This is a genomic window from Streptomyces sp. NBC_00513, from assembly GCF_041431415.1.
Classification (GTDB): Bacteria; Actinomycetota; Actinomycetes; order Streptomycetales; family Streptomycetaceae; genus Streptomyces.
Genome location: NZ_CP107845.1, coordinates 5946486 through 5972379 on the forward strand (window position 1 = coordinate 5946486; position 25894 = coordinate 5972379).

Below are 25894 nucleotides of genomic sequence, written 5' to 3' on the forward strand. Positions count from 1 at the left end.
CTCGGGCCGCGCCCCGGGGCGCCGGGGTCAGAGCAGCTCGGCGGAGAGGGTGATCGTCGTACCCGTCAGGGCCTGGCTCACCGGGCAGTTCTTCTTGGCGTCCTCGGCCGCGGCGGCGAAGCCCTCGGCGTCCAGACCCGGAACCTCGGCCCGCACCGTCAGGTGGATGCCGGTGATGCCCTCACCGGGCTGGAACGTCACGTCGGCCTTGGTCTCCACCCGGGTGGGGGGAGTGCCCGCGCCGTCCAGGCCGTGCGAGAGCGCCATCGAGTAGCAGCTGGAGTGCGCGGCCGCGATCAGCTCCTCCGGGCTGGTCTTGCCGTTCGCGGCCTCGGCGCGCGAGGGCCAGGAGACGTCGAACGAGCCCTGGCCGGAGGAGTCGAGGGTGACGACGCCGGTGCCCTTGAGGAGGCTGCCCTGCCAGTCGGTGTGGGCGGTACGCGTGGTGGCCATGATGGATCCCTTCGCAGAGGTGGCAACGACCGGGCCGACCCGCACGGGGATCCGCGGACGGATCGGTGCGGGAGGGGCCCGGCGTTCCCCAACCTACTGGGCCACCAGTGGCTTCGCGTCGCGCGCCAGGGCGGTGAGCCGGGATATGGCCCGGAAGTACTTCTTCCGATAGCCGCCGTTGAGCATTTCTTCACTGAACAGCCGGTCGAAGGGCAGTCCCGAGGCGAGTACCGGGACCTCCCGGTCGTACAGCCGGTCGGCCAGGACGACCAGGCGCAGGGCCGTCGACTGGTCGGGGATCGGGCCGACGTCGGTCAGGCAGACGGCCGACACCCCGTCCGTGAGCGCCCCGTAGCGGCTCGGGTGCACCTTCGCCAGGTGTTCCAGGAGCCCCGGGAAGTCGTCGAGGCTCGCGCCCGGGGTCGCGTACGCCGCCTTGGTGACCTGCTCGTCCGAGAACGGCGCGGGCGCCTCGGGCAGGCCCCGGTGCCGGTAGTCCTGGCCGTCGATGCGCAGCGGCCGGAAGTGCGAGGACAGACCCTGGATCTCCCGCAGGAAGTCGGCGGCGGCGAACCGGCCCTCGCCGAGCTTGCCGGGCAGCGTGTTGGAGGTGGCGGCCAGCGCCACGCCCTGCTCCACCAGGCGGCTCAGCAGCGAGGACACCAGCACGGTGTCGCCCGGGTCGTCGAGCTCGAACTCGTCGATGCACAGGAGCCGGTGCCCGCCCAGCGTCCGCACGGTCTGCTGGAAGCCCAGGGCGCCGACCAGGTTGGTCAGCTCCACGAAGGTGCCGAAGGCCTTCAGCGCCGGTTCCGCGGGGGTGGCGTGCCACAGGGAGGCGAGCAGGTGGGTCTTGCCGACGCCGTAGCCGCCGTCGAGGTACACCCCGCGCGGCGCGGCGGCGGGCGCGGCGGGCTTCTTCGCGAACCAGCGCCGCTTGCCGGAGCCGCTCGCGTGGGCCCCGCCCAGACCGGCCGCGAAGCCGGCGAGGACGGTGACGGCCTCGGACTGGCTCGGCTGCGTCGGGTCCGGGTCGTACGTCTCGAAGCGCACCGAGTCGAAGCGCGGCGGCGGCACCATCTCGGCGACGAGCCGCTCGGCGGGCACGTGCGGGGCGCGGGCGCACAGCGCCTGGGGGCCCTCGTCGGCTATCGGCGGCTGCCCGGCGGCGGCGGAACCAGAGGTCGAGACAGAGGTGGACACAGCCCTTAACTCTACGGGGCGTGCCACACTGCACCGATGCGACGCCTGTTCCCTGTGACCGATCAGACATCAGCAGCCCGGAGCGACCGCGAATGGTCGTTCGACGAGCTCGCGGAGGCGTACGCGTACCCCGTGCTCGACGCCGACGCCCACTGGCTGCGCGCCAACATGGTCTCCACACTGGACGGGGCCGCCCAGCACGACGGCCGCTCGCAGCCCATCTCCGGCGAGACCGACATGCGGATCTTCGGCACCCTGCGGGCCCTGGCGGACGTGGTGGTCGTGGGCGCGGAAACGGTTCGCCAGGAGGGGTACCGGCCCGCCCGCGCCCGCGAGGCGTTCGCGGCCCGCCGCAGCGCCGCCGGCCAGGGCCCGGCCGCCGCCATCGCGGTGATCACCGCCTCCATGGACCTGGACTTCTCGCTGCCGCTCTTCACCTCCCCCCTGGTGCCCACGCTCGTGCTGACCGGCGCCGGGGCGCCCGCGGAGCGGGTGGCCGCGGCCGTGGAGGCCGGGGCCGAGGTCGTGGTGGCGGGCGACGGGAGCGCCGTGGACCCCGCCCGGGCGGTACGGGAGCTCGCGGCCCGGGGGCTGCGCCGCCAGCTGACCGAGGGCGGGCCGAGGCTGCTGGGCCAGTTCGTGGCCGCCGACGTGCTGGACGAGCTGTGTCTGACGATCTCCCCGACGATGACCGCGGGGGGCGCCCAGCGGATCTCCGGAGGGCCTTCCGTCACGGTTCCGCACCGGCTCGCGCCCGCGTGCGTACTGGAGGAGGCCGGGTTCCTCTTCACCAGTTACCGTCGGATCTGACAAGGGGCGGAATTTGTCGTTCCGCTTAGCTTCCGCTGGGCACACTACCTGCGCGGCCCCGTGTGACAGCGGGGCAGGATGGTTTCCGCAGGGGCCGGCCCGACCGGCCTCGGCCCATGAAGGAGAGGGCGTCCGTGTTCACGAGCGTATTGATGATCGAGCAGCCGCTGACCACGGTGGACGTGGACTTCGTCACCACCCTGCACGGAGACGACCAGGTCTCCTTCGTCGTCCTCATGCAACCCCGAGGTGACCAGGACCGCCTGCTCCGCGCCATCGACGACGTCGCGCTCGGCGAACTTCCCGAGGCCGTCCGCGAGGGCGAGGAGCCCGAGGGGGACGCCGCCCAAGGGCCCGCCGCGCAGGCCCTGGCGCACTCCCTGAACGCCCTGCGCCACAAGGGCGCCAACGCCACCGGGCAGATCATCGGGGCCCACCCCCTGGACAAGCTGAAGGCCGTCGTGGAGGAGACGAACGCCGACGAGGTGATCGTCCTGACCGCGCCGCACTTCGTCGAGGAGTTCTTCCACCGGGACTGGGCCTCCCGCGCCCGGCACAAGGTCGGCGTTCCGGTGCTCAAGCTCTTCGCCCACAACGAATAGGCTGGGCCCGGTTCACCCCTCGTACTCGATTCCTGGAGCGACCTGAATGAAGCCCGGCCTGCCGACCGCCATGGAACGGCCCCACTTCATCGGCATCGGCGGCGCCGGCATGTCCGGCATCGCGAAGATCCTCGCCCAGCGCGGGGCCGAGGTGGCCGGAAGCGACTCCCGTGACTCCGAGACCGCCCGGGCGCTGCGCGCCCACGGCGCCACGGTCCACATCGGGCACGCGGCCGAGCACCTCGCCGACGACTCCACCTGCGTGGTCGTCTCCAGCGCCATCCGGGCCGACAACCCGGAGCTGGTCCGCGCCGCCGAACTGGGCATCCCCGTCGTGCACCGCTCCGACGCCCTCGCCGGCCTGATGGACGGCCCGCGCGCCATCGCCGTCGCCGGCACGCACGGCAAGACCACCACCACCTCCATGCTGGCGGTGTCCCTCTCGGCCCTGGGCCTGGACCCCTCGTACGCCATCGGCGGCGACCTCGACGTCCCCGGCTCCAACGCCCACCACGGCGCGGGCGACATCTTCGTCGCCGAGGCGGACGAGAGCGACCGCAGCTTCCACAAGTACACCCCGCAGGTCGCGATCATCCTCAACGCGGAACTCGACCACCACGCGAACTACGCGTCGATGGAGGAGATCCACGAGTCCTTCGAGACCTTCGTCGGCAAGATCGTCCCCGGTGGCACCCTCGTCATCGCCCACGGTCAGGAGGGCGCCGCCGAGATCGCCCGCCGGGTCGCCGACCGGGACAGCCTCACAGTCGTCACCTACGGCGAGGAGCCCGAGGCCGACGTCCGGATCACGAAGATCACCCCGCGCGGCCTGACCAGCGAGGTCACCGTCGTCATCGACGGGCGGATGCTCACCTTCACCGTCTCCGTGCCCGGCCGCCACTACGCGCACAACGCCGTCGCGGCCCTCGCCGCCGGTGTCGCGCTCGGCATCCCCGCGCACAACCTGGCCTCCGCCCTCGGCAAGTACACCGGGGTCAAGCGCCGCCTCCAGCTCAAGGGCGAGGAGGCCGGCGTCCAGGTCATCGACTCCTACGCGCACCACCCGACGGAGATGACCGCCGACCTGGAGGCCATCCGCGGCGCCGCCGGGGACTCCCGCATCCTGGTGGTCTTCCAGCCCCACCTCTTCTCCCGCACCCAGGAACTCGGCAAGGAGATGGGCCGTGCCCTGGCCCTCGCCGACGCCTCCGTGGTCCTGGACATCTACCCGGCCCGCGAGGACCCGATCCCCGGCATCACCAGCGAGCTGATCATCGCCGCCGCCCGCACCGCGGGCGCCGACGTCAGCGCCGAGCACGACAAGGCCGCCGTCGCCGACGTCATCGCGGGAATGGCGAAGCCCGGTGATCTCGTTCTCACCATGGGCGCGGGCGACGTCACGGACCTGGGTCCCCAGATCCTCGCCCGGCTGTCGAACTGAGGGAGCGGGAACGTCATGGCGTACGAGGTCGAGAAGACGGACGAGCAGTGGCAGGCGGAGCTGACCCCGTCCGAGTACCAGGTGCTGCGCCTCGCCGGCACCGAGCCCGCCTTCCGCGGTGAGTACACCGACACCAAGACGGAAGGCGTCTACTCCTGCCGGGGCTGCGGCTCCGAGCTGTTCCGCTCGTCGGAGAAGTTCGAGTCGCACTGCGGCTGGCCGTCCTTCTTCGACCCGAAGGACACCGACGCGGTCGAGCTGATCGCCGACACCTCGCACGGCATGGTGCGCACCGAGGTCCGCTGCGCGAAGTGCGGCTCGCACCTGGGCCACGTCTTCGAGGGCGAGGGATACCCCACCCCGACCGACCAGCGGTACTGCATCAACAGCATCTCCCTGCGGCTGTCCCCCGACGCGTCCTGACGCACCGCGCCCCCGTGCCCGTGTCGACACCCCGGTGACGGCACGGGCACCGGCGCGCGGGAACGACCGATCGGATCCGTCACGCCGGCCCGCCCGCCGCCGTTCCGTCCACGCGGTCGTCGTGGCGGGCGGGGACGTCGGGCGGGGGCGACGGGGCCGGGCCGGCCGGCCCGGGCGGCGGCCGCCGGCGTCGGGAGGACGGCCTCAGCCGGTCGCGCAGTCGGCCGAACGCGCCCGGGCGCTGCCAGGCGCGGAACTCCTCGACCCAGCGGCCGCCCAGCCGGTTCAGCTCCTCCTCGACCGCGGCCGACTCCGCGGGCGCCAGCCCCCTTACGACGGGCCGCAGCACCCGATCGAGCAGGTCCGTACGGGTCTCCTGCCAGACCGGGCCCGCCTGCGGCTGGGAGGACCAGGCGGCGAAGCAGCCCGCGAGCCGGCGCGGGGAGCGCCGCAACCGGTCCGGCAGCGCCGGATCGCCGGCCAGCCTCCGGTACGCGGCCAACAGCTCGACGTCGTTGCTCTCGATCAGCGCTCGCAGCTCGCCCTCGGGCCGGTCGTCGCCGAGCAGCCGCTCCGCCACCGCCGCGTACGCGTGGTCCCTCGGCCCCGGTTCCGGGTCCAGGCTCCGCAGGTCCAGTGCCGTCCGGACCCAGCCGGGACCGGCCGTGCCCGCCCGCAGGTTCCGGGCCAGCTCCAACAGCAGCAGCGACGGCCGCAGCGGCTCGGGCAGCTCCGCCCGGAACTGCTCCAGCAGTCTCGGCGCGAGCTCCTCCGCCGCCGCGTCGTCCGCCGGCGCCCGCACCGCGGCCCGCGCCAGCGTCCCGCAGGTGCCGGCCTCGACGTGCGGCGCGGCCCCGGTCGTCGACAGCAGCAGCGATGCCTCGGCCGCGCTCGGCGGCTCCCCTTCCCACACCAGCCGCATCGCCGTCCGCAGCACCAACGGGTCGGCGTGGACGGTGGATCCGCTCCGTTCCACCAGGGCGGACAGGGCCGCGACCCGGTCCGGCACCGAGGCCAGCACCTCGGGGGCCGCCGCGCACATGTGCAGGTACCGCACCGGGTCCGCCGCCCGCAGCCGCAACCCGGTCCGGGTGAACACCCGCACCCCCGCCGCCGGATCGCCCACCACGAAGGCGTTCAGCCGGTTGAGGAGCAGGTGCCGCAGCGCGGGCAGCTCCGTCAGTGCGGCCCGCGCATCCTCCCCGTACGCCCGTTGCGGATCGGCGAGCAGGGCCAGCGCCAGCCCGCGCGCCACCTCGGGCACCAGCTCGGTGGCGTCCACCCCGATCGCGGCGGCCACCCGTAACAGTCCGGCCCGCTCGCCCGGTTCGCGCTCCGGGTCGGCCAGTGCCGCCCGCAGTTCCGGTCCGAGTTCCGTCGCGAGCCGGCCACGCGTGGCCGCGCCCAGCGCGCCGACCGGCGGCGGGGGACCGGCGCCGCGGACCGCCTCGGTCAGGGCCAGGGCGACCAGCGACTCGTACGCGGCGGGTCGGCCCCAGGCGGCCGGCGCCGCCGGCAGTCGTCCGCGGGCGGCGGCCTCGGCGGGCGACCGGTCCCGGGCCGGGCGCGTCAGTGCCTCGGTCAGCGCGTGCAGGCGTCCCTCGTCCAGCGCCGCCCCGTGCTCCGCCGCCCACTCGGTCGCCGCCGTCCTGCCCGCGGAGTCCAGGGTGATCCCGGCGGCCAGGGCCAGCGCCGCCAGCGGGCCCGCGTCGTAGGGCCGGCCCGGTGGCAACGGGCGTACCTCCGCCAACAGTGCCTGACGGCCCGCCGACCACACCCGTGCCGCGGTGTCGGCCCACACGTCCCCCGAACCGGTGCCCGGCTCCGCATCCGTGCCGAGTGCGCGCGTGGCGTCGTACAGCCGGTACCGGTGGTCCTGCCCGCCCAGGCCGGCGGCGTCCTCGGGCAGCACGCCGATGATCCGCTGCCGGGCGAGCAGGGGCCGCCGGGTGTACGTGGTGAAGGTCAGCCACTGTCCCCGCTGATGCGGCAGCACGCTGCACGCCAGCATGATCCAACGGGCGACGGCCGTGCTGTCCCGCTCCACCGGCACCACCCGCGGGGCCGCCGGGTCCTCCGCGAGCCGCCGTACGTCGGCGAAGAAGCCGGCGAGCCAGGGCCCGCGCGCGGCGACGAACTCCGCCAGCCCGGCCGCGTCGTGGCGGCCCGGCGCGGGAACCCGCTCCAGCGGCGCGGGCGGGCCGCCCGGCGGGGTGTCCGAGGCCCACTGCGACGAACCCCAGGAGGTGATCGGCAGCGCGCCCTTCGTGGGGCCGGAATCGGCGGGTTGTGGCAGGTGCACCGCGTGCGTGTGGAAGTTGCCCCACCGGCCGTCGTGGTCCGCGCCCGTGTACACCGAGCGGGCCAACAGTCGGCTGCCGTCCGACAGCACGCTCAGGCTCAACGACTCGGGGAAGGAGGCCAGTTGCTCGGCCGTCGGATGGTCGGGCGCGTCCCGGGGCGGCTCGTACCCGATCAACCGCCTGGCTTCGCGCAACAGGGATACGGGCGCTCCCGGACTGACCGCGGTGAAGCGGAAGCCGGAGCCGTCGGGCCCGGGCGGGGCGCAGGTGTAGTGGAGCTGTACGAGCTTCACGCGCCCGCCTCCGAGCCGGCCGGCGGGCCCGCCGGGGCGGTCGAACCACCCGGGGGCCGCGCTCCGTCCGACCGGTGGGTGCGCACCGGGCCGCGGATCGGGCGCGGGCCGCCGGGCGGGGTCGGTAATGCGTTCAGGTGTCGTAAGTCCGGGCCCTGTCGCGCGGCGAGCGGTTCCCCGTACCGTGCCACCAGGGGAGCCGGTGGGAGGCCGAGCAGGGTGTGGGAGGGCCCGAGGGCATGCCAGAACTCGGTCCCCGCCATCAGTCCGCGTCCCCCCGTGCAGTGTGTGGAGGTCATTTCAGCAGATGTACGGCTGCTTCGGGAGCTTTCCGCAGGGCTTTCCGTTCGCCGGCTGTACGGCGCAAGGTCAGACAGGGATCTCCATCCGGTACCCCGGGACCGCTGTTCTTGGGGCGCCCCTCGCCTTCCCCTCACCCCCAGAGGACCTCACCCCATGGCTGAACTCAACCGTCGCAGGTTCCTGCAGATCGCGGGCGGTACGGCCGCCGCCACGATGCTGAACGAGAGCATCGCCCGCGCCGCCGCCATCCCGGCGCAGGGCAGCACCGGAACGATCCGGGACATCGAGCACATCGTCGTCCTCATGCAGGAGAACCGTTCCTTCGACCAGTACTTCGGTTCGATGAAGGGCGTCAGGGGCTTCGGCGACCCGCGCCCCGTCCTCCAGGACAACGGAAAGTCGGTCTTCCACCAGTCCAACGGGACGAAGGACATCCTCCCCTTCAACCCGCAGGTGGACGACCTGGGCATGCAGTTCGTCGAGGGCCTCAACCACGACTGGGCCGGCGGCCACGCGGCGTACAACAACGGCAAGTACGACAAGTGGGTCCCGGCCAAGACGGCCACGACCATGTCGTACATGACGCGGAACGACATTCCGTTCCACTACGCCCTCGCCGACGCGTTCACCGTCTGCGACGCCTACCACTGCTCCTTCATCGGAGCCACCGACCCGAACCGCTACTACCTGTGGTCGGGCCACACGGGCAACGACGGCACCGGCGGCGGACCGGTCCTCGGCAACCAGGAGGCCGGCTACGGCTGGAGGACCTACCCCGAGCGGCTGGAGGCGGCCGGGGTCTCCTGGAAGATCTACCAGGACGTCGGCGACGGCCTGAACGCCGCGGGCCACTGGGGCTGGATCGGCGATGCCTTCCGCGGCAACTACGGCGACAACTCGCTGCTGTACTTCAACTCCTACCGCAACGCCCAACCCGGCAGCGCCCTGTACGAGAAGGCCCGCACCGGCACCGACGCCAGGGCCGGCGAAGGGTACTTCGACCGGCTGCGCGCCGACGTCGTGAACGGCACCCTGCCCCAGGTCTCCTGGATCGCCGCGCCCGAGGCCTTCAGCGAGCACCCGAACTGGCCGGTCAACTTCGGCGCCTGGTACATCTCGCAGGTGCTCGACGCGCTGACCGCGAACCCGGCGGTGTGGGCGAAGACGGCCTTCTTCATCACCTACGACGAGAACGACGGCTTCTTCGACCACGTGGTGCCCCCGTACCCGCCCACCTCGGCCGCCTGGGGCCTGTCCACGGCGGACGTCACGAAGGACCTGTACGCGGGCGGCGGGGGCTATGCCGCCGGTCCCTACGGGCTGGGCCCCCGCGTCCCGATGATCGTCGTCTCCCCGTGGAGCAAGGGCGGCTACGTCTGCTCCGAGACCTTCGACCACACCTCGGTGATCCGCTTCATGGAGCAGCGCTTCGGCGTCCGGGAACCCAACATCTCGCCGTGGCGCCGCGCCGTCTGCGGCGACCTGACCTCGGCCTTCGACTTCGGCAGGGCCGACGCGTCCCCCGCGTCCCTGCCCTCCACGGCCGGCTACCTCCCGCCGGACCACGACGCGCACCCGTCCTACCACCCCGTACCGCCGGCCACCGGCGCCCTGCCGAAGCAGGAGGCGGGCTCCAAGCCGACGCGCGCGCTGGGCTACCAGCCGTACGTGGACGGCAAGGCCACCGTCTCGACGGGCAAGTTCACCCTGACCTTCGCCTCAGGACCCACCCTGGGGGCCCACTTCCACAGCACCTCCGGCAACCGCACGGACGGGCCCTGGCCCTACACGGTCGAGGCGGGCAAGACCCTCTCGGACACCTGGAGCACCAGCGCCTCCACCGGGAACCAGGTCAACCTCACGGTCTGGGGGCCGAACGGCTTCCTGCGCACCTGGAAGGGTCCCGCCAAGAAGGCCGGCCCCGAGGTCACGGCCCGCCACGACGCGACCGCCGGCAACCTCGTGCTGACCCTCGCCAACGCGGGCACGGCGGCCGTGAACCTCACCGTGACCAACACCTACGGTGGCGCTCCGCAGACCTTCAAGGTCAACCCCGGCGCGACGGTGACCCACCCGGTCGACCTGCGCGCCACGGGCCGCTGGTACGACGTGAAGGTCGTCTCGGACGCCGACGCGGGCTTCCTGCGCCGCTTCGCGGGCCACGTCGAGACGGGAGCCCCGGGCGTCTCCGACCCGGCGATCAAGACCGTGTGACGCGCTCGCCCGCCGCGCGCGGCCGTCGCCGCCCCGGGACCGGAAGGCCTCGGGGCCGGTGGCCGCGCACCGTGCGGGATGTCGACTTCACGGTGTGATGGTAGGCCCGGTGGGCAGAACGTAGGGCGTCGACGTCCTCACGTTCCGTCACCGAGGGAGAACGCATGGCCATCGCCCACCGCAGGATCGGCACCGGACCCGTCCGCGCGATCGTGTTGCACGACTGGTTCGGCACGTCCGCCAACTGGGGTTCGGTACTGGACCACTTGGACCCGCGGGAGTTCAGCTACGCCTTCCTCGACTACCGCGGCTACGGCGACCGCCGCGACGTCGTCGGCCGGTACGACCTCGCCGAGATCGCCGACGACGTCCTCGAACTGGCCGACCAGCTCGGCTGGGACACCTTCTCGCTCCTCGGCCACTCCATGGGCGGCAAGGCCGCCCAGCAGGTGCTGGTCCGGGCGTCCGAGCGGATCGAGAGGCTGATCGGCGTCAATCCGGTCCCGGCCGGCCCCTACCCGATGGACGACGCCACCCACGCGCTCTTCCACGGCGCCGCCGCGAACGAGGACAACCGGCGCGCCATCCTCGACCTGGTGACCGGCAACCGCCCGACCCGTCACTGGATCGACCGGATGGCCGCCCACTCGATGGCCGTCTCCCTGCCCGAGGCCTTCGCCGCCTACCTCGCGAGCTGGGAGTCCCTCGACCTGTCCGCGGCGGTCAAGGGCAACACCGTGCCGGTGCTGGTCCTCGTCGGGGAGTACGACCCGGCACTGGGCGTCGAGGTGATGCGCGCCACCTGGCAGGCCTGGTACCCGCACTGTCGGATCCAACCGCTCCCCGGCGCCGGCCACTACCCGCCGCACGAGACACCGGTCGCGTTCACCGCGGCGATCGAGGCCTTCCTGCGCGGCTGAGGGAGGGCGGTCGGCGGCCGTCCCCGACCCGGAAACGCCCGTGAGGGGTACGAGGAAACCTCGTACCCCTCACGGGATCCAACAGGGTGAGTGACGGGACTTGAACCCGCGGCCACCTGGACCACAACCAGGTGCTCTACCAACTGAGCTACACCCACCACGAAGGGCGGCGGACCACCCGTTCGATGTGCAAGCACAGCATAGCCGATCAGAGGGGTGCTCCCGCGACGCCATATTCCGGGCCGCCGCCCGCCGGCCGGCCCCGCCCCGGCGGGTTTCGTGCGGCGCGGCCCCTGCCGCCGGCGCGGGCCGCACGGCAGGATCCCCGTATGGACCTCGACCCGCTCCTCGCCGACACCGAGCCCTTCACCGCCGCCGACTACGCCGCCCGGATGGCCGCCGCCGCGCGGGCCGCCGCCGAGGCGGGGCTGGCCGGGCTGCTGATCGCCCCCGGGCCCGACCTCACCCACCTCACCGGGTACCGGCCCGTCGACACCGAGCGGCTGACCCTGCTCGTGCTCGCCGCCGACCGGGAACCGGTGCTCGTCGTGCCCGCCCTGGAGGCCCCCGACGCCGCGAAGGCACCCGGCGCGGGAGCCCTGACCCTGCGCGACTGGGCCGACGGGAAGAACCCGTACGACGCCACCGCACCCCTGCTCGACGCGACGGGCCGTTTCGGCGTGAGCGACAACACCTGGGCCCTGCACCTGCTCGGCCTCCAACGCGAGTTGCCCGGGACCGCCTACGCCCCGCTCACCGACGCCCTGCCGATGCTCCGCGCCGTGAAGGACCGGCGGGAACTGGCCCGGCTGGCGGCGGCCGGGGCGGCGGCCGACGCCGCGTACGCGCAGATCCTGCACGTCCCCTTCGCCGACCGCAGGGAGAGCGACGTGGCCGCCGACCTGGCCGCGCTGCTGCGCGTGCACGGCCACTCGCAGGTGGACTTCACCGTCGTCGGCTCCGGCCCGAACGGCGCCAACCCGCACCACGAGGCCGGCGACCGCGTCATCCGGCACGGGGACATGGTCGTCCTCGATTTCGGCGGCCTCCTGCACGGATACGGCTCCGACATCTCCCGCACCGTGCACGTCGGCGAGCCCACCGCCGAGGAGCGGCGGGTCCACGACGTCGTCCGGGAGGCGCAGCGGGCGGGCGTGGCGGCGGTCCGGCCCGGTATCGCCTGCCAGGACGTGGACCGGGCGGCCCGCGCGGTGATCACCGAGTTCGGCTACGGGGACCGTTTCATCCACCGCACCGGCCACGGCATCGGCGTCACCACCCACGAACCGCCGTACATGATCGAGGGCGAGGAGCAGCCGCTGCTGCCCGGCATGTGCTTCTCCGTCGAGCCGGGCGTCTACCTGCCCGGCCGCTTCGGCGTCCGCATCGAGGACATCGTGACGGTGACCGACGACGGCGTCCGCCGCCTCAACAACGCCCCGCGCGAGATGGCGATCGTCGAGTAGTCGGCCGCCGCTTCGACGACAGGGCCTACGGGCCCAGCACCACCGCCGACTCGCCCGGCACGTGGATCCGGCCGTCGGGACCCGGGTGGTCGACGGGCTCCCAGGCGGCCAGCACCCGCACCCCGTTGCGGCCCAGCGCGATGGTCACCGGCTCCCGCGAGAAGTTCACCGCCACCCGGACCTCACCGCGCCGGAACGTCACCCAGCGGCGCTCCTCGTCGTGGGCGACCCGCACCGCCGCGAGGTCCGGGTCGCGCAGGTCCGGATGGGTGCGGCGCAGTGCGATCAGGGTCCGGTACCAGTCCAACAGGCGGGCGTGCGCGGGCTGTTCGGGCTCCTCCCAGTTCAGGCAGGACCGGTCGCGGGTCGCCGGGTCCTGCGGGTCCGGGATCTCCTCGGCCTTCCAGCCGTGCGCCGCGAACTCCCGCCGCCGGCCCGTCCGCACGGCCTCCGCGAGCTCCGGGTCGGGGTGGTCGGTGAAGTACTGCCACGGCGTGCCCGCGCCCCACTCCTCGCCCATGAACAGCATCGGGACGAAGGGGCCGGTCAGCGCCACCGTCGCGGCGCAGGCCAGCAGGCCCGGTGACAGGGAGGCCGACAGTCGGTCGCCCAGCGCCCGGTTGCCGATCTGGTCGTGGGTCTGGGTGTAGCCCAGGAAGCGGTGCGCCGGGGTACGGCGGCGGTCCACGGGCCGGCCGTGCGTGCGGCCCCGGAAGGAGGACCACGTGCCGTCGTGGAAGAAGGCCCGCGTCAGCGTCTTGGCGAGGGCGCCGATCGGGGCCTCGGCGAAGTCGGCGTAGTACCCCTGGGACTCGCCGGTCAGCGTGCAGTGCAGGGCGTGGTGGAAGTCGTCGTTCCACTGGGCGTGCAGCCCCAGGCCGCCGACGGACCGCCTGGTCGTGACGCGCGGGTCGCACTGGTCGGTCTCGGCGATCAGGAACAGCGGGCGGGCGGTCTCCGCCGCCAGTTCGTCCACCGCCGCCGCCAGCTCCTCCAGGAAGGTGAGGGCCCGACCGTCGGCCAGCGCGTGCACGGCGTCGAGGCGCAGGCCGTCGATCCGGTAGTCCCGCAGCCAGGCCAGGGCACTGCCGATGAAGTACGCGCGGACCTCGTCGGAACCGGGCGCGTCCAGGTTCACCGCCGCGCCCCAGGGCGTGTGGTGGGACTCCGTGAAGTACGGGCCGAAGACGGGGAGGTGGTTCCCGGAGGGCCCGAGGTGGTTGTGGACCACGTCCAGGACCACGCCCAGCCCGGCGGTGTGCGCCGCGTCCACGAACCGGGCCAGACCCGCCGGGCCGCCGTACGGCTCGTGCACCGCCCAGGGGGCCACCCCGTCGTACCCCCAGCCGTGCCGGCCCGGGAACGGGCACACCGGCATCAGCTCGACGTGCGTGACGCCGAGCCCCACCAGGTACGGCAGGCGCCCCGCGGCGGCGTCGAAGGTGCCCTCCGGGGTGAACGTCCCGACGTGCAGCTCGTACAGGACCGCGTCCTGGAGCGGGACACGGGGCGCCGGCGCGCCCGGGTGCAGCGCGGCGACGTCGACGACCGCGCTGTGGCCGTCCGGACCGTGGGGCAGCCGGCGCCCGCGCGGGTCCGGGCGCACCACCGGATCGTCACCCAGCAGGAACCCGTACTCGTCCCCGTCGGCGGCCGGCGCGTCGACCACCCACCAACCGTCCCGGCCCGTTTCCGGGTCGGGTGTCATCTCGTAGGCGGTGTCGTTCAGTCGCATGGCGACCCGACCTGTCAGCGGTGCCCACACCTCGAACTGCACGGACGGTCCCCTCGTCTCCGGCGGTACCCAGCCTGCGTCTCGCGCCCATCATCCCGGCCCCGGCGGGGGAGTTCTGGACACTTCGTCCCCGACGGGCCGACAATCACCCTGTGACGTCGAGTTTCGAGTACCCCGGCTTCCCCGCGCCCCGCCTCTCCGACGCCGAGCGCGACCAGGCGCTGGGCCGGCTCAGAGAGGGCGCGGCCCTGGGAAAGCTGTCCCATGACACCTTCCTGCGACGCATGGAGCTGGCCCTGGTGGCCCGCCGCGCCGAGGACCTCGCGGTGCTCACCGCCGACCTCCAGAGCCGGCGTGCCACCGAAAGCTCCTGGACCCGTCGGCTGTTCGGCTGGGTGGGCCGGGCCTCGGCGGTGAGCGTCGGCGTCCGCAAGGCCTGGTATGCCGAGCGGCTGCCCAAGCTGCTGCTGCCGCACCCGAGCGCCCTGCCCCTCGCGATCGGACGCGACCCCGGCAACGGGCTGCGACTCACCCACGAGACGGTGTCCCGGGCGCACGCCGAGCTGAGCCTGCGCGACGGCCTGTGGGTGCTCAAGGACCTCGGCTCCGCCAACGGCACCACCGTCAACGGCCGCCGGGTGACGGGCTCGGCCGTGGTCCGGGAGGGCGACGAGATCGGCTTCGGCCGGATGACCTTCCGGCTCTCCCTCGACTGAGCGGTTCGGACGGGGGGCGGAGCGGCGGGGCCGGGTCAAGCGGGGTCAGCGCTGGTGCCTGGCGAGCACCACCAAGCCGGCGAACCCGTTGCGGGTCAAGGACAGGTGCGAGCCGCCCGGGTTCTTGCTGTCGCGAACCAGTACGGCACCGAGAACGCCGGCGAGCGCGTCGGCGACTTCCACGCAAGCGCCGCCGTTGTCGCTGTAGCTGGACTTGAACCAACGGGGGGTCTCGGTCTCGGTCACGACATGCCCTCTCGTATCTGCCTGATCATGGCCACGGAGTCCGGTTGCGACAATGCGTGGGCCTGCAACTGATAGTAGGTACTCAGTATGGGCGCCACGAACTTGCCGTCACGCTCCAAGTGCCCTCGGGTGGCGGACTCCGCATAGGCCACGATCGAGCGGTCGGCCATGGTCAGAATGTAGAGCGGCAGGTTGAAGGCGCGCCGTACCCCCATGCTGAACGGAGCCAGTTGGAACACGGTGTCCGGCTGCTCGGCGAACTCGATCAGCCGTGAAAGCTGTGTGTCCCACTCGGCAACCGTGCCGATCGGTCGACGGACGCAGCTTTCGTCCAACACGGCCATGACGAGTGGCGCCGGCGTACGACGTAGCGCGTCCTGACGTTCGGCGACGACGGTGACCCGCTCGTGTGCTTGCTCCGCAGTGATGGTGCCGCGCCTGACTGCGCTCTGGGCCAGGGCTTGCGCGTATGCCTCGGTCTGAAGCAGCCCCGGAATGATGCCGGTTTCGAAGTAGCGGACTTCTGCCGCACGTCCTTCAGACAGCACGTACTCGGGGAAGCCTTCAAGTAGTGATCCGCTCTTGATGCGGAACACGTCGTTGGCCAGGGTCTCCCCTGTTCCCATGAGTTCCAGCGCGCGGTCGGCGCGTTGCGCGAACTTGACAGTTGGCGCGCGGTTCGCGTTCTCAACACCGGAAATATGCGATGCCGAATATTCCATTCGTTCGCTGAGGTCATCGAGCGTCCATCCACGTGCCTCACGCAAGCTGCGTAAACGTGCGCCAAAGGCGGCGCGAGGACTGGCGTCGGGAGTCAACTCATTCCTGTTCACGGGTGCCTCATGAACTTTCAGTCAGAGCCTGGACAGTTGATAGATCCCAGACTCTAGGTCACGCTGAAGCCTCTTGGTAGTGGAACGACTACAGAGAGGAGTGGCGGTGCCCGAGAACGTAGAGCCGGCGTCGCCGGAACCGTGCCCGCGCGCCGTGGTGGTCATGGGGGACGCGTTGGCGGAGTTGGCTGCCGCCATCGAGCGCGACGAACCGCGTCCGGACTGGGGTGACATGCCCCTCATCCATTGCTGTCCCGAGGCGCTCGCGCTGGCCACCGCGGTGATGCGCAGGCGCGCGAGGGAGCGCGACCGGTGACCGATGACAATGAGCACCGGGACCACGCGCGAAGGACCAGGAGGGGTGCGCTCGCCGTCACCCTCGGGGCCGTCGCGTGGATTGCCGCCGTGGCGTTCATCGTCGCTCGGGGGTGGGGCGCGTGACGCCCGGGCGGTACGTGTGCGACGCGCGCATCCACGTGCGCGTTCCGGGGCTGCTGATGCTCCTGCTTCGGATCGGCGTCGATGACGACACCGTCCGAGACGTGGCGTCGAACAGCGGTGATCTGCGGTGCACGTTGGAGACGCACGGAGGTCCCCATGCCGAGATCCTGTGCGAGAACGAAGAGGGGTCGGCCCTCTGGGCCCGCTGGACGGACCAAGGTCCGCTCGACGAACTGATGTGGCTGCCGGACTGCCCGGCCAGTGATGACACCCCCGGCGGGACCGGCGACGGTTGTTGCCAGTTCCTCGGCCACCAGGGGGGCCACACCTGGGAAGTCACCGACCCGGAGCTGGAGAGGTGTCGGGCGGCCGTCATGTCCAGGCTCGACGCGATGACGTTCGGCGACGGGTGGCCACTCGTCCCCTGACCGGGTCCGGTCCGCGGGCCGCCACGGCCCGCCCGGCCATCGGGCGTGCTTCATCCCCTGTGCGCGAAGCGGTGGAAGGCATCCGACTGGGGGGTCTACGCCTGTCCGCGGTGCCGCTTCGCGTAGGACCAGGTCACCGCGGTCATCAGGGCCGGGATGGCGAACAGGGGGGCGAAGATGAAGGCCCATACGGTCTGTGCCGTGTCACTCGTCATGTACGTCTGACTCTCGACGGTGAAGGCGACCACGAGTTGCCACAGCGCCACCAGGACCAGGACCACCGAGGCGGTCCAGGCCACTGCGGTCATGGCCCGGGGGCGCAGCGGCCGCCACCGCTCGCTGACGAGTAACAGCGGGAACAGGGCGGCCAGTTCGGCAAGGACGGAGAGGCCGACGACGTAGGCGATGCCCCAGCCCGGTATGTCGAAGACATCGCGCAGTACCTGTTCGCTGTAGCCCACGTAGACACCGGATGCCATGGCGATGCGCCACAGGCCGGAGGGGACCGCGCACAGGGCGATGGCGTGGGCGGCGCGACGAGCCCAAACCGGGGCGGGAGCAGCGACGGGGAGGAGGGGAGCGGGTGCTGTGTTCATGACGTACATGCTGGTTCTGGACACGGCAGCCGCGCGTCAACCGCCACGGCGGATCATGTACGCCCAACGGAGGATCGCGCGACCGCCGGAGAAGACCTGAGGAGGACTCGACACGGCGCACCCGGGGACCGCGCGGACGGCATGGTCACGTCGTCATCGACCGTATGGCCGCGGAGCCGGCCGTCCGCGCTGCCACGTCCTTCGCCTTCGGCACTCCGTCCGGTGTGACGCGGGAGCCCGAGGACGTTGCGAGCGTGACCCTCGGGCCCGTGCCGGGTGAACCGGGTCGGCGGCCCGGTGCGGCCCGCTACCGGTTGACCGCCGTGAGCCGTTCGTAGGTGGCCAGCACCGTGCGGGCCTGGTGTTCCACCTGCGTGGCCACCGGGATCCAGCGCGCCTGGAAACGGGCCGCGAACTCCTCGCACCACCCCGTCACCAGGCGGTCCAGCCCCTGCGCCGCCGGATGCCCCTGCGCCCGCAGCACGCGCAGCAGCATCGCGGCGGCGCGCAGCGACAGTCGCCGCCCGAACGCGTCGATGCTGCCGATGTGCGCGGTGGTGGCCTCGGCGGGGGCCCCGGGGCCGGTCCACTCGACGGTGATCCGGGGGATCAGGGCGAGTGTCCAGTCCACCGCCCGCAGCAGCGGCGCGGCGTCCGGGTCCGCCGTGTACACCCCCTCGCGTACGGCGGCCACCCGGTCGGCGTCCCCGCTGAGCCGCCCGGCCAGCATGCGCAGCGCGCGCCGCGGGTCGGGGTGCGGGGCCGGGTCGTCCACCAGGTCGGAGGCCCACATGGGCACTTCGACGATCGCGGTGGTACCCGCGTACCGGTGGGCGTGGTACCAGGTGCTCAGCCGGGTGTCCTCCGGGTGGAAGGCCCCGGCCGCCTCGGTGCCCGGTTCGGGCATCACGAAGATGCCGGGCCCGGGGGAGGGCCACCCGGTGGCGTCGGAGGCACCCGTCTCCACCGGGATCCGCAGCTCGGCCGCCGACTTGGTGAAGGGCTCCGAGAGTCCGGGTATGTCCCGTGTGAGCTGGACCCAGGAGCCGCCCAGGTCGGTGCCGTGCAGGGAGATCTGGAGTACGGGGCGCAGTTCGTCGATGAGCGCGGTCAGGGCCAGGGTCTCGGGCGGCAGTCGGTCCGGGGGAAGTAAGGACGGTGCCCACTCGGGCTGTTCGGGCCCGGGGGGTCGGAAGAAGTTCCGGTGGTAGTCGAGGAGGGAGTACGGGCGGGGAGTGAGGTGCAGGGCCGCCCCGTCGGGGTCCGCGCAGAGCAGGAAGTGCCAGCCGCAACCGGCCCGGGGGGCGAGGTCGCGGATGACGCGCCGGGCCAGGGAGAGGGCCGTCGGGCCGCCGACGGGTTCGTTGGCGTGCGCCCCGGCGACGACGAGGACGTTGCGGCCCGGTGCGCCCGCCCCGGCGGGCTCCCCGCCGACGGAGAGCAGCCACAGCGGCCGGCCGGCCCGGGAGGCGCCGACCTGGCGCAGTCGTACCAGGGCCGGATGCTCGTCCGCCAGGGCGCGTGCGGCCAGGGCGAGTTCGTGCGGAGTGGGGTAGCACATGTCTCGTAGGAGGGTCACATGTCATGCCATGCCCGCCGCGCACGCCCCCTACTGCTCCGGGCGCCCCGCACTTCCCCGAATCCCGAGGAAAACCCCTGGCCAACGCCTCGTCCCCGGCATGCTCGCGTCGGTCAGTCCATTCCGACCAGGCAGTAGACGTACTCGTTGAGGGGGATCCCGTTGCGGGTGTAGCTGTAGGAGAAGGCGTACTCCGTCTTCGGGTTGTCGTTGCAGCGGTCCAGGTCGGAGGTCATCGGGATGCTCTCGATCACCCGGTAGTGCGCGTCGGACGCCGAGCAGGGGACCTCCCGGACCCCGGTGACCCGTTGGGCGGTCGTCGAGTCCGGCAGCGTCCCGTTGAGGCAGGTGCCCCGGTCGAACGGGCTCGGGGCGGCCTCCGACGGCGACGGCGTGGGGTCGGGTGCGGACGTCCCCGTGGACGTGGTCGACGTGGGGAGGACCACGGGGGGCGGGGCCGGCGCGGGGGACCAGACGCTGATCGTGGGGGAGGGCGTCGGGGAGGTCTCGACCCTGTCGTCGTCCCCGTTGTTCAGCAGGACCACGCCGACGATCACGGCGGCGAGGAGCCCGACCGCCACCAGGCATCCCTTCGCGCCCGACTTGCCCGGGGCCGCGGGTTGCCCCGGGGCCGCGCCGGCGACCTGGCCCACCCGGATGCGCAGCAGTACGTCGGTGTCGCCGACGCGGGCCCGGACGAGTTGGCCGTCCGTGCAGGAGGGGATCCGCAGGCGGGCGGGCCCCGACGCCAGGGCCACCGTGAGGATCACGCCGTGGGCGGCCTGCTGCGGGGTGATCGTGAGGGGGATCTCCTGAGGCGACACCGGCTGCTCCCAGAGTGGTGGTGGTGCGGACGCTGTCTGACGAACCCGAGAGATTCTGCCCACCCCGCACACGGTGACGCAGGCATTCCGCGCGAAGTCCCCCCGAACGTACGTCCGTTGATCAGCAACCGCAGGGGCGCACGACCTGCCCTCCCGGGGGCGCCCGGGAGGGCAGGGGGCAGCGCTACCCGGCCGACTCCGACCGGAGCAGCACCACCGCCGGCCGGTCCGCCAGCAGCACCGACAGGGCGACCTCGCCCTCGTGCGCGTCCCCGTACGGCAGGGACGTCCAACGCCCCGCCGGCAGGGTCAGCGCGGTGTCGCGCCAGCCGCCCGCGCCCGCGAGCCGGTGCGAGAGCCGGGTGGCCACCGCGATCAGGCCGGTCGAGCGGACGAAGGCCACGCAGTGGTCCGCCGCCGGGCCCCGGGCGGCCAGCGGCGCGTACCCGGTGAACAGGTCGGGGCGGGAACGCCGCAGCCGCAGCAGCGCGGTGGTCAGGGCGAGCTTCTCCTGCGCCACGCCCCGCGGGGTCATGCCCGCGTCGAGCAGGGCCGCGGCCTCGCGCGGGTGGACGGCGGGACGCCGGTTGTCGGGGTCGACCAGGGCCCGGTACTCGCTCTCCTCGCCCTGGTACACCTCCGGAACCCCGGGCATCGCCAGGTGAAGCAGGGTCATCCCGAGGAGGTTGGCCCGGGCGGCCTCCCGCAGTTCCGGCGGGAGGTCCGCGGGGAGCGCGCCGGGCCGGGACGCCGCCTCGGTGATCCCCGCCTCGTACCTCTCGTCCGGTTCCGTCCAACTGGTGTGCAGCCCGGCCTCGCGGGCTCCCTTCAGCAGGGCCGCCGACAGGCGGGGCCCGCGTTCCGGGACCTCCCCGAGGCCCAGGGCGGTCTGCCGCGCCACCCACGCGGCCCGGGGGTCCGGGCCCCCGTCGCCCGGTCCGGCCATGTGCCCCGGAGCCTGCGAGAGGGTCGAGATCCGCGCCCGGACGTCCGCGCTCCGCTTGGTGTCGTGGGTGGACAGCACCGTGCCCGAGGCGGGCCAGTCCCGTTCCAGGTCGGCGCAGTACGCGTGGAACCCGGCCACCGACACCGCCGGCCGGCCGGGCTCCCCGCCGACCTCCGTGGCCGACAGCAGCGGGGCCCAGCGGTAGAAGGCCCGGTCCTCCAGCGACTTCGCCCGCAGGGCGGCCGAGGTCTGGGCGAAGCGGGCGGCGAAGGCGGGGTCCCGCGCCACCAGGTCCCGCACGCCGGCCACCGCGTGGGCCCCGGCCCGGGAGGCGGCCCGCTCCAGTGCCTGCGGCGGCATGTCCGGCTCGCCGGGGTACGGCCGGTACACCGGATACTCGATGAGCAACTCCCGTACCGCAGAGGCCAGATCGGGGCCCGCGAACCGCTGGAGCGTCGCCAGCTCGGCCGCCAGATGGCCGGTCAGCACCTCACGCGTCGCCGCCGCCGCGGTCTCCTCCCAGGAGGGCGCCCCGGTGGACTCCCGGTACAGGCGCGCCAGTTCGTCGACGCCGGCCGGATCGGTGAAGACCCCGTCCAGCCGGTGCAGCGCGTCGTAGCCCGTGGTGCCGGCGACCGGCCAGCCGGGAGGCAGCCGCTCCTGGGGGGCCAGGATCTTCTCCACCACGATCCAGCACTCCTCGCCGACCTCCGCGCGCAGCCGCCGCAGGTACTCCCGCGGATCCGCCAGCCCGTCCACGTGGTCGATCCGCAGCCCCGAGACCACCCCGTCGCGGACCAGCTCCAGCACCTTGACGTGCGTGGCCGCGAAGACCTCCGGGTCCTCCACCCGAACCCCGATCAGATCCGAAATGGTGAAGAAACGGCGGTAGTTCAGGGCGGTCCGGGCCTCGCGCCAGCACGCCGGCCGGTACCACTGCGCGGCCAGGAGCTCCGTCGTCGCCAGTGCGGCCGTTCCCTCCCGCAGCGGGAACTCGTGCTCCCCGCAGCGCAGCACCCCGCCGACGACCTTCACCTCGCCCGGGTCGAGCGGTTCGGCGAGCACCGGCAGCAGCACCTGCCCGTCGCCCGCCTCCCAGTCGATGTCGAACCAGGCCGCGTACGAGGACTCCGGCCCCTCCCGCAGCACCTCCCACAGCGGCCGGTTCAGCCGCAGCGGCGACGGCACCGCCATGTGGTTCGGCACGATGTCGAGCACCACGCCCAGCCCGTGTTCCCGCGCGGTCGCGGCGAGGGCCCGCAGCCCCCGCTCCCCGCCGAGCTCGGCCCGCACCCGGGTGTGGTCGGTGACGTCGTACCCGTGCGTGGAACCGGGCACGGCCTCCAGCACCGGCGACAGGTGCAGGTGGGACACGCCGAGCGAGGCGAGGTACGGAACCACCGCCCCGGCCGCCGCGAACGGGAACGCGGGACACAGCTGGAGACGGTAGGTGGACGCCGGAGTGACGGATGTCGGAACATCGGTTTCCGCTTGGCTGCTCAAGTACTCCTGGGTCATGAGAACGTACGTACCCAGCCTGCGGGATTCCGTGCCATGACCCAATGCATCCGGGTGACTGCACCGGGTTAACGTTCCTCGGGTGTTTGGAACCGTCGACACCTATCGCAAAGTCATCGCCCTGACCGGGCCCCTCCTGCCGCTCGTCTCCTTCCTTGCCCGACTTCCCGTCGCGATGTGCCAGTTCGGCAGCGTGCTGCTGATCGCGGAGACCACCGGCTCCCTCGCCACCGCCGGGATCGTCGGGTTCGCCCTCTCCGCCGGACAGGTGGCCTTCGGGCCCGTCCTGGGCCGGCTCGCCGACCGCCGAGGGCAGCGTCCCGTCGTCCTGGGCGCCGTCGCCGTCAACGCGGTCGCCACCGGCGCCCTGGTCGCCGGGGCCCTCGGACACCTCGACACGGTTCCGCTCGCCTCGATCGCGGTGGTCGCCGGCGCCTCCATCCCGCTGATCGGGCCCCTCGCCCGCAGCCGCTCCGTGGCCCTGGCCCGCCGCGCCGAGGCCGACGAGAGCGTGGTGGGCGCCGTCCACTCGCTCGAAGGCACCCTGGACGAGGTGTCGTTCGTCATCGGACCGGCCCTCGTCGGCACGGCCACGCTCGTCGCGCACCCGGCCGCCGCCCTCGCGGGCGCCGCCTGCCTCGTCGCCGTCTTCGGCGGTGCCTACGCGCTCCACCCGACGGCCTCCGTCACCGCCGGTTCGCCCGCCCCGGACCGCCCCGAGGGCGGCCGGTCCCGGCCGCCGGGCGTCGTGTACTCGGTGAGGGCCTCCCTCGCTCTCCAGGGAGCCGTGTTCGGCGCCTGCCAGGCAGGGATCGCGGCCCTGACCCTGCGCCTGGGCGTCCCGGGACAGGCGGGCATCGTCTACGCCTGCATGGGCGTGGTCAGCGCCGTCGTGGGCCTGGCCATGGGCGCGCTGCCGGCCCGCTTCGGACTGCGGCTGCGCTGGAGGCTGGCCACCGCCGCGGGGCTGGCCTTCTCGGCGCCGCTGGTGTTCACCGACGGCCTGCTGCCGCTGTACGCGGTCGTCACCGTGCTCGGCGCCGCATGCGCACCGCACCTGATCACCGCGTTCGCGCTCACCGAGCGGCACGTGCAGCCCGCCCGGCTCGCCGAGGCGATGGCCTTCGCCGCCAGCTCGCTCGTCGCCGGCCAGGCCCTCGCGCTCGGGGTCAGCGGCCAACTCGCCGAGTGGTACGGGCCCGCGGGCCCCTTCGCGCTCGCCGTGGGCGCGGCGGCGCTGTGCCTCGTCCTGGCCCTGGCCACCCGGGTGCCCGCGGCCCGCCCGCACCCCGGGGTCGTCATCCCCGCACAGGCGACCGCGCCGCGGATCGGGGCGGCCGGCGAGAAGGGGCCGACCGCCGCCGGACGGACCTCCTACGCCGGCCGCTGAAGCACCACCATGCACCGACCCGTCAACGCCACCCGGTCACCCGCCGCGAACTGCGGCCCGGTGCCGGGTGGCAGTACGTCCGAACGGGCCGTGTCCACGATCAGGCGCCACTGGGCCCCGTGCCCGGCCGGCACGGTGAACTCCTGCGCCTCCGAACCCGCGTTGAACATCAGCAGGAACGAATCGTCGGTGATCCGCTCACCCCGGGTGCCCGGTTCGGAGATCGCCTCGCCATTGAGGAACACCGTCAACGCGCGTGCGTGCTGCGCCTGCCAGTCACGGGCCCGCATCTCCTCGCCGTGCGGGGTGAACCAGGCGATGTCCGAGAGTTCGTCGTGGGTGCCCTCCACCGGCCGGCCGTGGAAGAACCGGCGCCGCCGGAACACCGGGTGGTCCCGGCGCAACCACACCATCTGCCGGGTGAACTCCAGCAACCCGGGCGCCGGTTTGCCCGGCTCCGGCCAGTCCACCCAGGACAGCGCGTTGTCCTGGCAGTAGGCGTTGTTGTTGCCGCCCTGGGTGCGGGCGAACTCGTCGCCGTGGCTCAGCATCGGCACGCCCTGCGACAGCATCAACGTGGCCGTGAAGTTGCGCATCTGGCGCGCGCGCAGTTCCAGTACCTCCGGGTCCTCCGTCGGACCCTCCACCCCGCAGTTCCAGGACCGGTTGTGTGTCTCCCCGTCCCGGTTGCCCTCCCGATTCGCCTCGTTGTGCTTCTCGTTGTAGGAGACCAGGTCGTTCAGGGTGAAACCGTCGTGGCACGTGGTGAAGTTGATGGAGGCCAGCGGGCGCCGCCCGTCGTCCTGGTAGAGGTCGGAGGAGCCCGTCAGCCGTCCCGCGAACTCCGCCAGCGTGCGCGGCTGCCCGCGCCACATGTCCCGCACGGTGTCGCGGTACTTGCCGTTCCATTCCGTCCACAGGGGCGGGAAGTTGCCCACCTGGTAGCCGCCCTCGCCCAGGTCCCAGGGCTCGGCGATCAGCTTCACCTGGCTGACCACCGGATCCTGCTGGACCAGGTCGAAGAACGACGACAGCCGGTCCACCTCGTGGAACTGCCGGGCCAGGGTGGCCGCGAGGTCGAAGCGGAAACCGTCGACGTGCATCTCCGTGACCCAGTAGCGCAACGAGTCCATGATCAGCTGGAGCACGTGGGGGGACCGCATCAGCAGGGAGTTCCCGGTGCCGGTGGTGTCCATGTAGTGCCGGGGGTCCTCCGCCAGCCGGTAGTACGAGGCGTTGTCCAGCCCCCGGAAGGACAGCGTCGGCCCCAGGTGGTTCCCCTCCGCCGTGTGGTTGTAGACCACGTCGAGGATCACCTCGATCCCGGCCTCGTGCAGGGCCCGCACCGCGGACTTGAACTCCAGCACCTGCTGGCCGCGGTCGCCGGAGGCGTAGCCGTTGTGCGGAGCGAAGAAGCCGATGGTGTTGTAGCCCCAGTAGTTGCTGAGCCCGTCGTCCACCAGCCGGTGGTCGTTGACGTACTGGTGCACCGGCATCAGCTCCAGCGCGGTCACCCCGAGCTTGGTCAGGTGCCCGATGACCGCCGGGTGCGCGAGGGCCCCGTAGGTGCCGCGGAGCTCCTCCGGGAGGTCCGGGTGCCGCATCGTCAGACCCTTGACGTGCGCCTCGTACAGCACGGTGTGGTGGTACTCGTGGCGCGGCGGTCGGTCGTTGGCCCAGTCGAAGTACGGGTTCACCACGACCGAACTCATCGTGCGCGGGGCCGAGTCCAGATCGTTGCGGGAGTCCGGCCGACCGAAGTGGTAGCCGTACACCTGTTCGCCCCAGTCGACGCTGCCGCTGATGGCGCGCGCGTACGGGTCGAGCAGCAGCTTCGCCGCGTTGCACCGGAGGCCGTGCTCGGGTTCGTACGGGCCGTGGACCCGGAACCCGTAGCGCTGGCCCGGCATCACACCGGGCAGGTAGGCGTGTCGGACGAAGGCGTCCGTCTCGCGCAGTTCGACGGCGGTCTCCGAGCCGTCGTCGTGCAACAGACACAGCTCGATCCGTCGGGCGGCCTCGGAGTAGACCGCGAAATTGGTGCCGGCGCCGTCGTACGTGGCACCCAGCGGATACGCCTGTCCCGGCCAGATCTGCATGGATAACGACTCTTCCCTCGATGTCGGTGGATGCCCCTGGCGATCCGGCGTACACCACGTCACTGCCAGATCTTCCCCGAAAGAGCGCCCCCAAGCGGGGACTTGGGATGCT

The 25894-nt window shown here is 72.7% G+C and carries 22 protein-coding genes and 1 tRNA gene; 11 read left to right on the plus strand and 12 right to left on the minus strand.

From position 1 onward, the window contains the following. Positions 1-27: 27 nt before the first annotated feature. Positions 28-453, minus strand: a complete 426-nt coding sequence (locus OHA84_RS27330) for an OsmC family protein (RefSeq protein ID WP_053684749.1) — start codon at positions 451-453, stop codon at positions 28-30. Positions 454-546: 93 nt separating this feature from the next. Then, on the minus strand, positions 547-1656 hold the full coding sequence (zapE, locus tag OHA84_RS27335; protein ID WP_053684751.1) for a cell division protein ZapE: 1110 nt from the start codon (positions 1654-1656) through the stop codon (positions 547-549). A gap of 36 nt (positions 1657-1692) precedes the next feature. Between zapE and OHA84_RS27340 the strand changes: the two genes are divergently transcribed. From OHA84_RS27340 to msrB, 4 genes are all read left to right on the plus strand, one after another. Beyond that, a complete protein-coding gene (locus tag OHA84_RS27340; RefSeq protein WP_053684753.1) occupies positions 1693-2466 on the plus strand; it encodes a pyrimidine reductase family protein in 774 nt (257 codons plus the stop codon). Between the two features lie 134 nt (positions 2467-2600). Beyond that, positions 2601-3068 (plus strand): indole-3-glycerol phosphate synthase, encoded by a 468-nt coding sequence (locus OHA84_RS27345; RefSeq protein WP_266969350.1) that lies wholly within the window; start codon positions 2601-2603, stop codon positions 3066-3068. Positions 3069-3114: 46 nt separating this feature from the next. Further along, the gene (gene murC, locus OHA84_RS27350) at positions 3115-4509 is read left to right on the plus strand and encodes a UDP-N-acetylmuramate--L-alanine ligase (RefSeq protein WP_266950403.1); all 1395 of its coding nucleotides are present in this window, start codon (positions 3115-3117) and stop codon (positions 4507-4509) included. Positions 4510-4524: 15 nt separating this feature from the next. After that, on the plus strand, positions 4525-4932 hold the full coding sequence (msrB, locus tag OHA84_RS27355; RefSeq protein WP_053684759.1) for a peptide-methionine (R)-S-oxide reductase MsrB: 408 nt from the start codon (positions 4525-4527) through the stop codon (positions 4930-4932). 79 nt (positions 4933-5011) lie between these two features. On the opposite strand, the gene OHA84_RS27360 is transcribed toward msrB, so the two are convergent. Next, complete coding sequence (locus OHA84_RS27360; protein WP_266969349.1) at positions 5012-7528, minus strand: GTPase-associated protein 1-related protein; 2517 nt, start codon at positions 7526-7528, stop codon at positions 5012-5014. Between the two features lie 456 nt (positions 7529-7984). On the opposite strand from OHA84_RS27360, the gene OHA84_RS27365 reads away from it, so the two are divergent. Both OHA84_RS27365 and OHA84_RS27370 read left to right on the plus strand, forming a co-directional pair. Next, a complete protein-coding gene (locus OHA84_RS27365) occupies positions 7985-10045 on the plus strand; it encodes a phosphocholine-specific phospholipase C (RefSeq protein WP_266969348.1) in 2061 nt (686 codons plus the stop codon). Positions 10046-10209: 164 nt separating this feature from the next. Then, positions 10210-10965 (plus strand): alpha/beta fold hydrolase, encoded by a 756-nt coding sequence (locus OHA84_RS27370; protein ID WP_266969347.1) that lies wholly within the window; start codon positions 10210-10212, stop codon positions 10963-10965. An 85-nt stretch (positions 10966-11050) separates the two neighbouring features. Here the strand turns inward: OHA84_RS27370 and OHA84_RS27375 are convergent. Further along, positions 11051-11123: transfer RNA gene (locus OHA84_RS27375), tRNA-His, on the minus strand. Positions 11124-11294: 171 nt separating this feature from the next. On the opposite strand from OHA84_RS27375, the gene OHA84_RS27380 reads away from it, so the two are divergent. After that, positions 11295-12431 (plus strand): aminopeptidase P family protein, encoded by a 1137-nt coding sequence (locus OHA84_RS27380; protein WP_266950407.1) that lies wholly within the window; start codon positions 11295-11297, stop codon positions 12429-12431. 25 nt (positions 12432-12456) lie between these two features. Here OHA84_RS27380 and treZ read toward each other — a convergent pair whose 3' ends face one another. Continuing rightward, a complete protein-coding gene (gene treZ / locus OHA84_RS27385; RefSeq protein ID WP_053684766.1) occupies positions 12457-14208 on the minus strand; it encodes a malto-oligosyltrehalose trehalohydrolase in 1752 nt (583 codons plus the stop codon). Positions 14209-14318: 110 nt separating this feature from the next. Here treZ and OHA84_RS27390 point away from each other — a divergent pair, with 110 nt between their 5' ends. Further along, positions 14319-14882 carry a DUF1707 and FHA domain-containing protein gene (locus tag OHA84_RS27390; RefSeq protein WP_053684768.1) on the plus strand — a complete coding sequence of 188 codons (564 nt, stop codon included), beginning with the start codon at positions 14319-14321 and terminating at the stop codon, positions 14880-14882. Positions 14883-14927: 45 nt separating this feature from the next. Here OHA84_RS27390 and OHA84_RS27395 read toward each other — a convergent pair whose 3' ends face one another. Beyond that, on the minus strand, positions 14928-15128 hold the full coding sequence (locus OHA84_RS27395; RefSeq protein WP_053684770.1) for a DUF397 domain-containing protein: 201 nt from the start codon (positions 15126-15128) through the stop codon (positions 14928-14930). Beyond that, entirely contained in the window at positions 15125-15961 is an 837-nt protein-coding gene (locus OHA84_RS27400) for a helix-turn-helix transcriptional regulator (protein WP_266950408.1), read from the minus strand. The genes OHA84_RS27395 and OHA84_RS27400 overlap by 4 nt, the downstream gene beginning before the upstream one ends. A 106-nt stretch (positions 15962-16067) precedes the next feature. Between OHA84_RS27400 and OHA84_RS27405 the strand changes: the two genes are divergently transcribed. Together OHA84_RS27405 and OHA84_RS27410 are read left to right on the plus strand one after the other, a co-directional pair. Continuing rightward, complete coding sequence (locus OHA84_RS27405; RefSeq protein ID WP_266969346.1) at positions 16068-16277, plus strand: hypothetical protein; 210 nt, start codon at positions 16068-16070, stop codon at positions 16275-16277. A 121-nt stretch (positions 16278-16398) separates the two neighbouring features. Further along, positions 16399-16830 carry a hypothetical protein gene (locus OHA84_RS27410; RefSeq protein WP_266969344.1) on the plus strand — a complete coding sequence of 144 codons (432 nt, stop codon included), beginning with the start codon at positions 16399-16401 and terminating at the stop codon, positions 16828-16830. A gap of 95 nt (positions 16831-16925) precedes the next feature. Here the strand turns inward: OHA84_RS27410 and OHA84_RS27415 are convergent, their stop codons facing one another. From OHA84_RS27415 to treY, 4 genes are all read right to left on the minus strand, one after another. Beyond that, positions 16926-17435, minus strand: coding sequence for a hypothetical protein (locus tag OHA84_RS27415; RefSeq protein WP_323181968.1), 510 nt, complete (start codon positions 17433-17435; stop codon positions 16926-16928). Between the two features lie 298 nt (positions 17436-17733). Beyond that, positions 17734-19005, minus strand: a complete 1272-nt coding sequence (locus OHA84_RS27420) for a M14 family zinc carboxypeptidase (RefSeq protein ID WP_266969343.1) — start codon at positions 19003-19005, stop codon at positions 17734-17736. 113 nt (positions 19006-19118) lie between these two features. Further along, a complete protein-coding gene (locus OHA84_RS27425) occupies positions 19119-19829 on the minus strand; it encodes a hypothetical protein (protein WP_266950412.1) in 711 nt (236 codons plus the stop codon). A gap of 184 nt (positions 19830-20013) precedes the next feature. Next, the gene (gene treY, locus OHA84_RS27430; RefSeq protein WP_266969341.1) at positions 20014-22293 is read right to left on the minus strand and encodes a malto-oligosyltrehalose synthase; all 2280 of its coding nucleotides are present in this window, start codon (positions 22291-22293) and stop codon (positions 20014-20016) included. Positions 22294-22375: 82 nt separating this feature from the next. On the opposite strand from treY, the gene OHA84_RS27435 reads away from it, so the two are divergent. Further along, positions 22376-23683: an MFS transporter gene (locus OHA84_RS27435; protein WP_053684786.1), complete on the plus strand. Its 1308-nt coding sequence runs from the start codon at positions 22376-22378 to the stop codon at positions 23681-23683. Here OHA84_RS27435 and glgX read toward each other — a convergent pair. Continuing rightward, complete coding sequence (gene glgX / locus OHA84_RS27440) at positions 23668-25782, minus strand: glycogen debranching protein GlgX (RefSeq protein WP_053684788.1); 2115 nt, start codon at positions 25780-25782, stop codon at positions 23668-23670. The two genes, OHA84_RS27435 and glgX, sit on opposite strands and share 16 nt — an antisense overlap. Between the last annotated feature and the right edge of the window lie 112 nt (positions 25783-25894).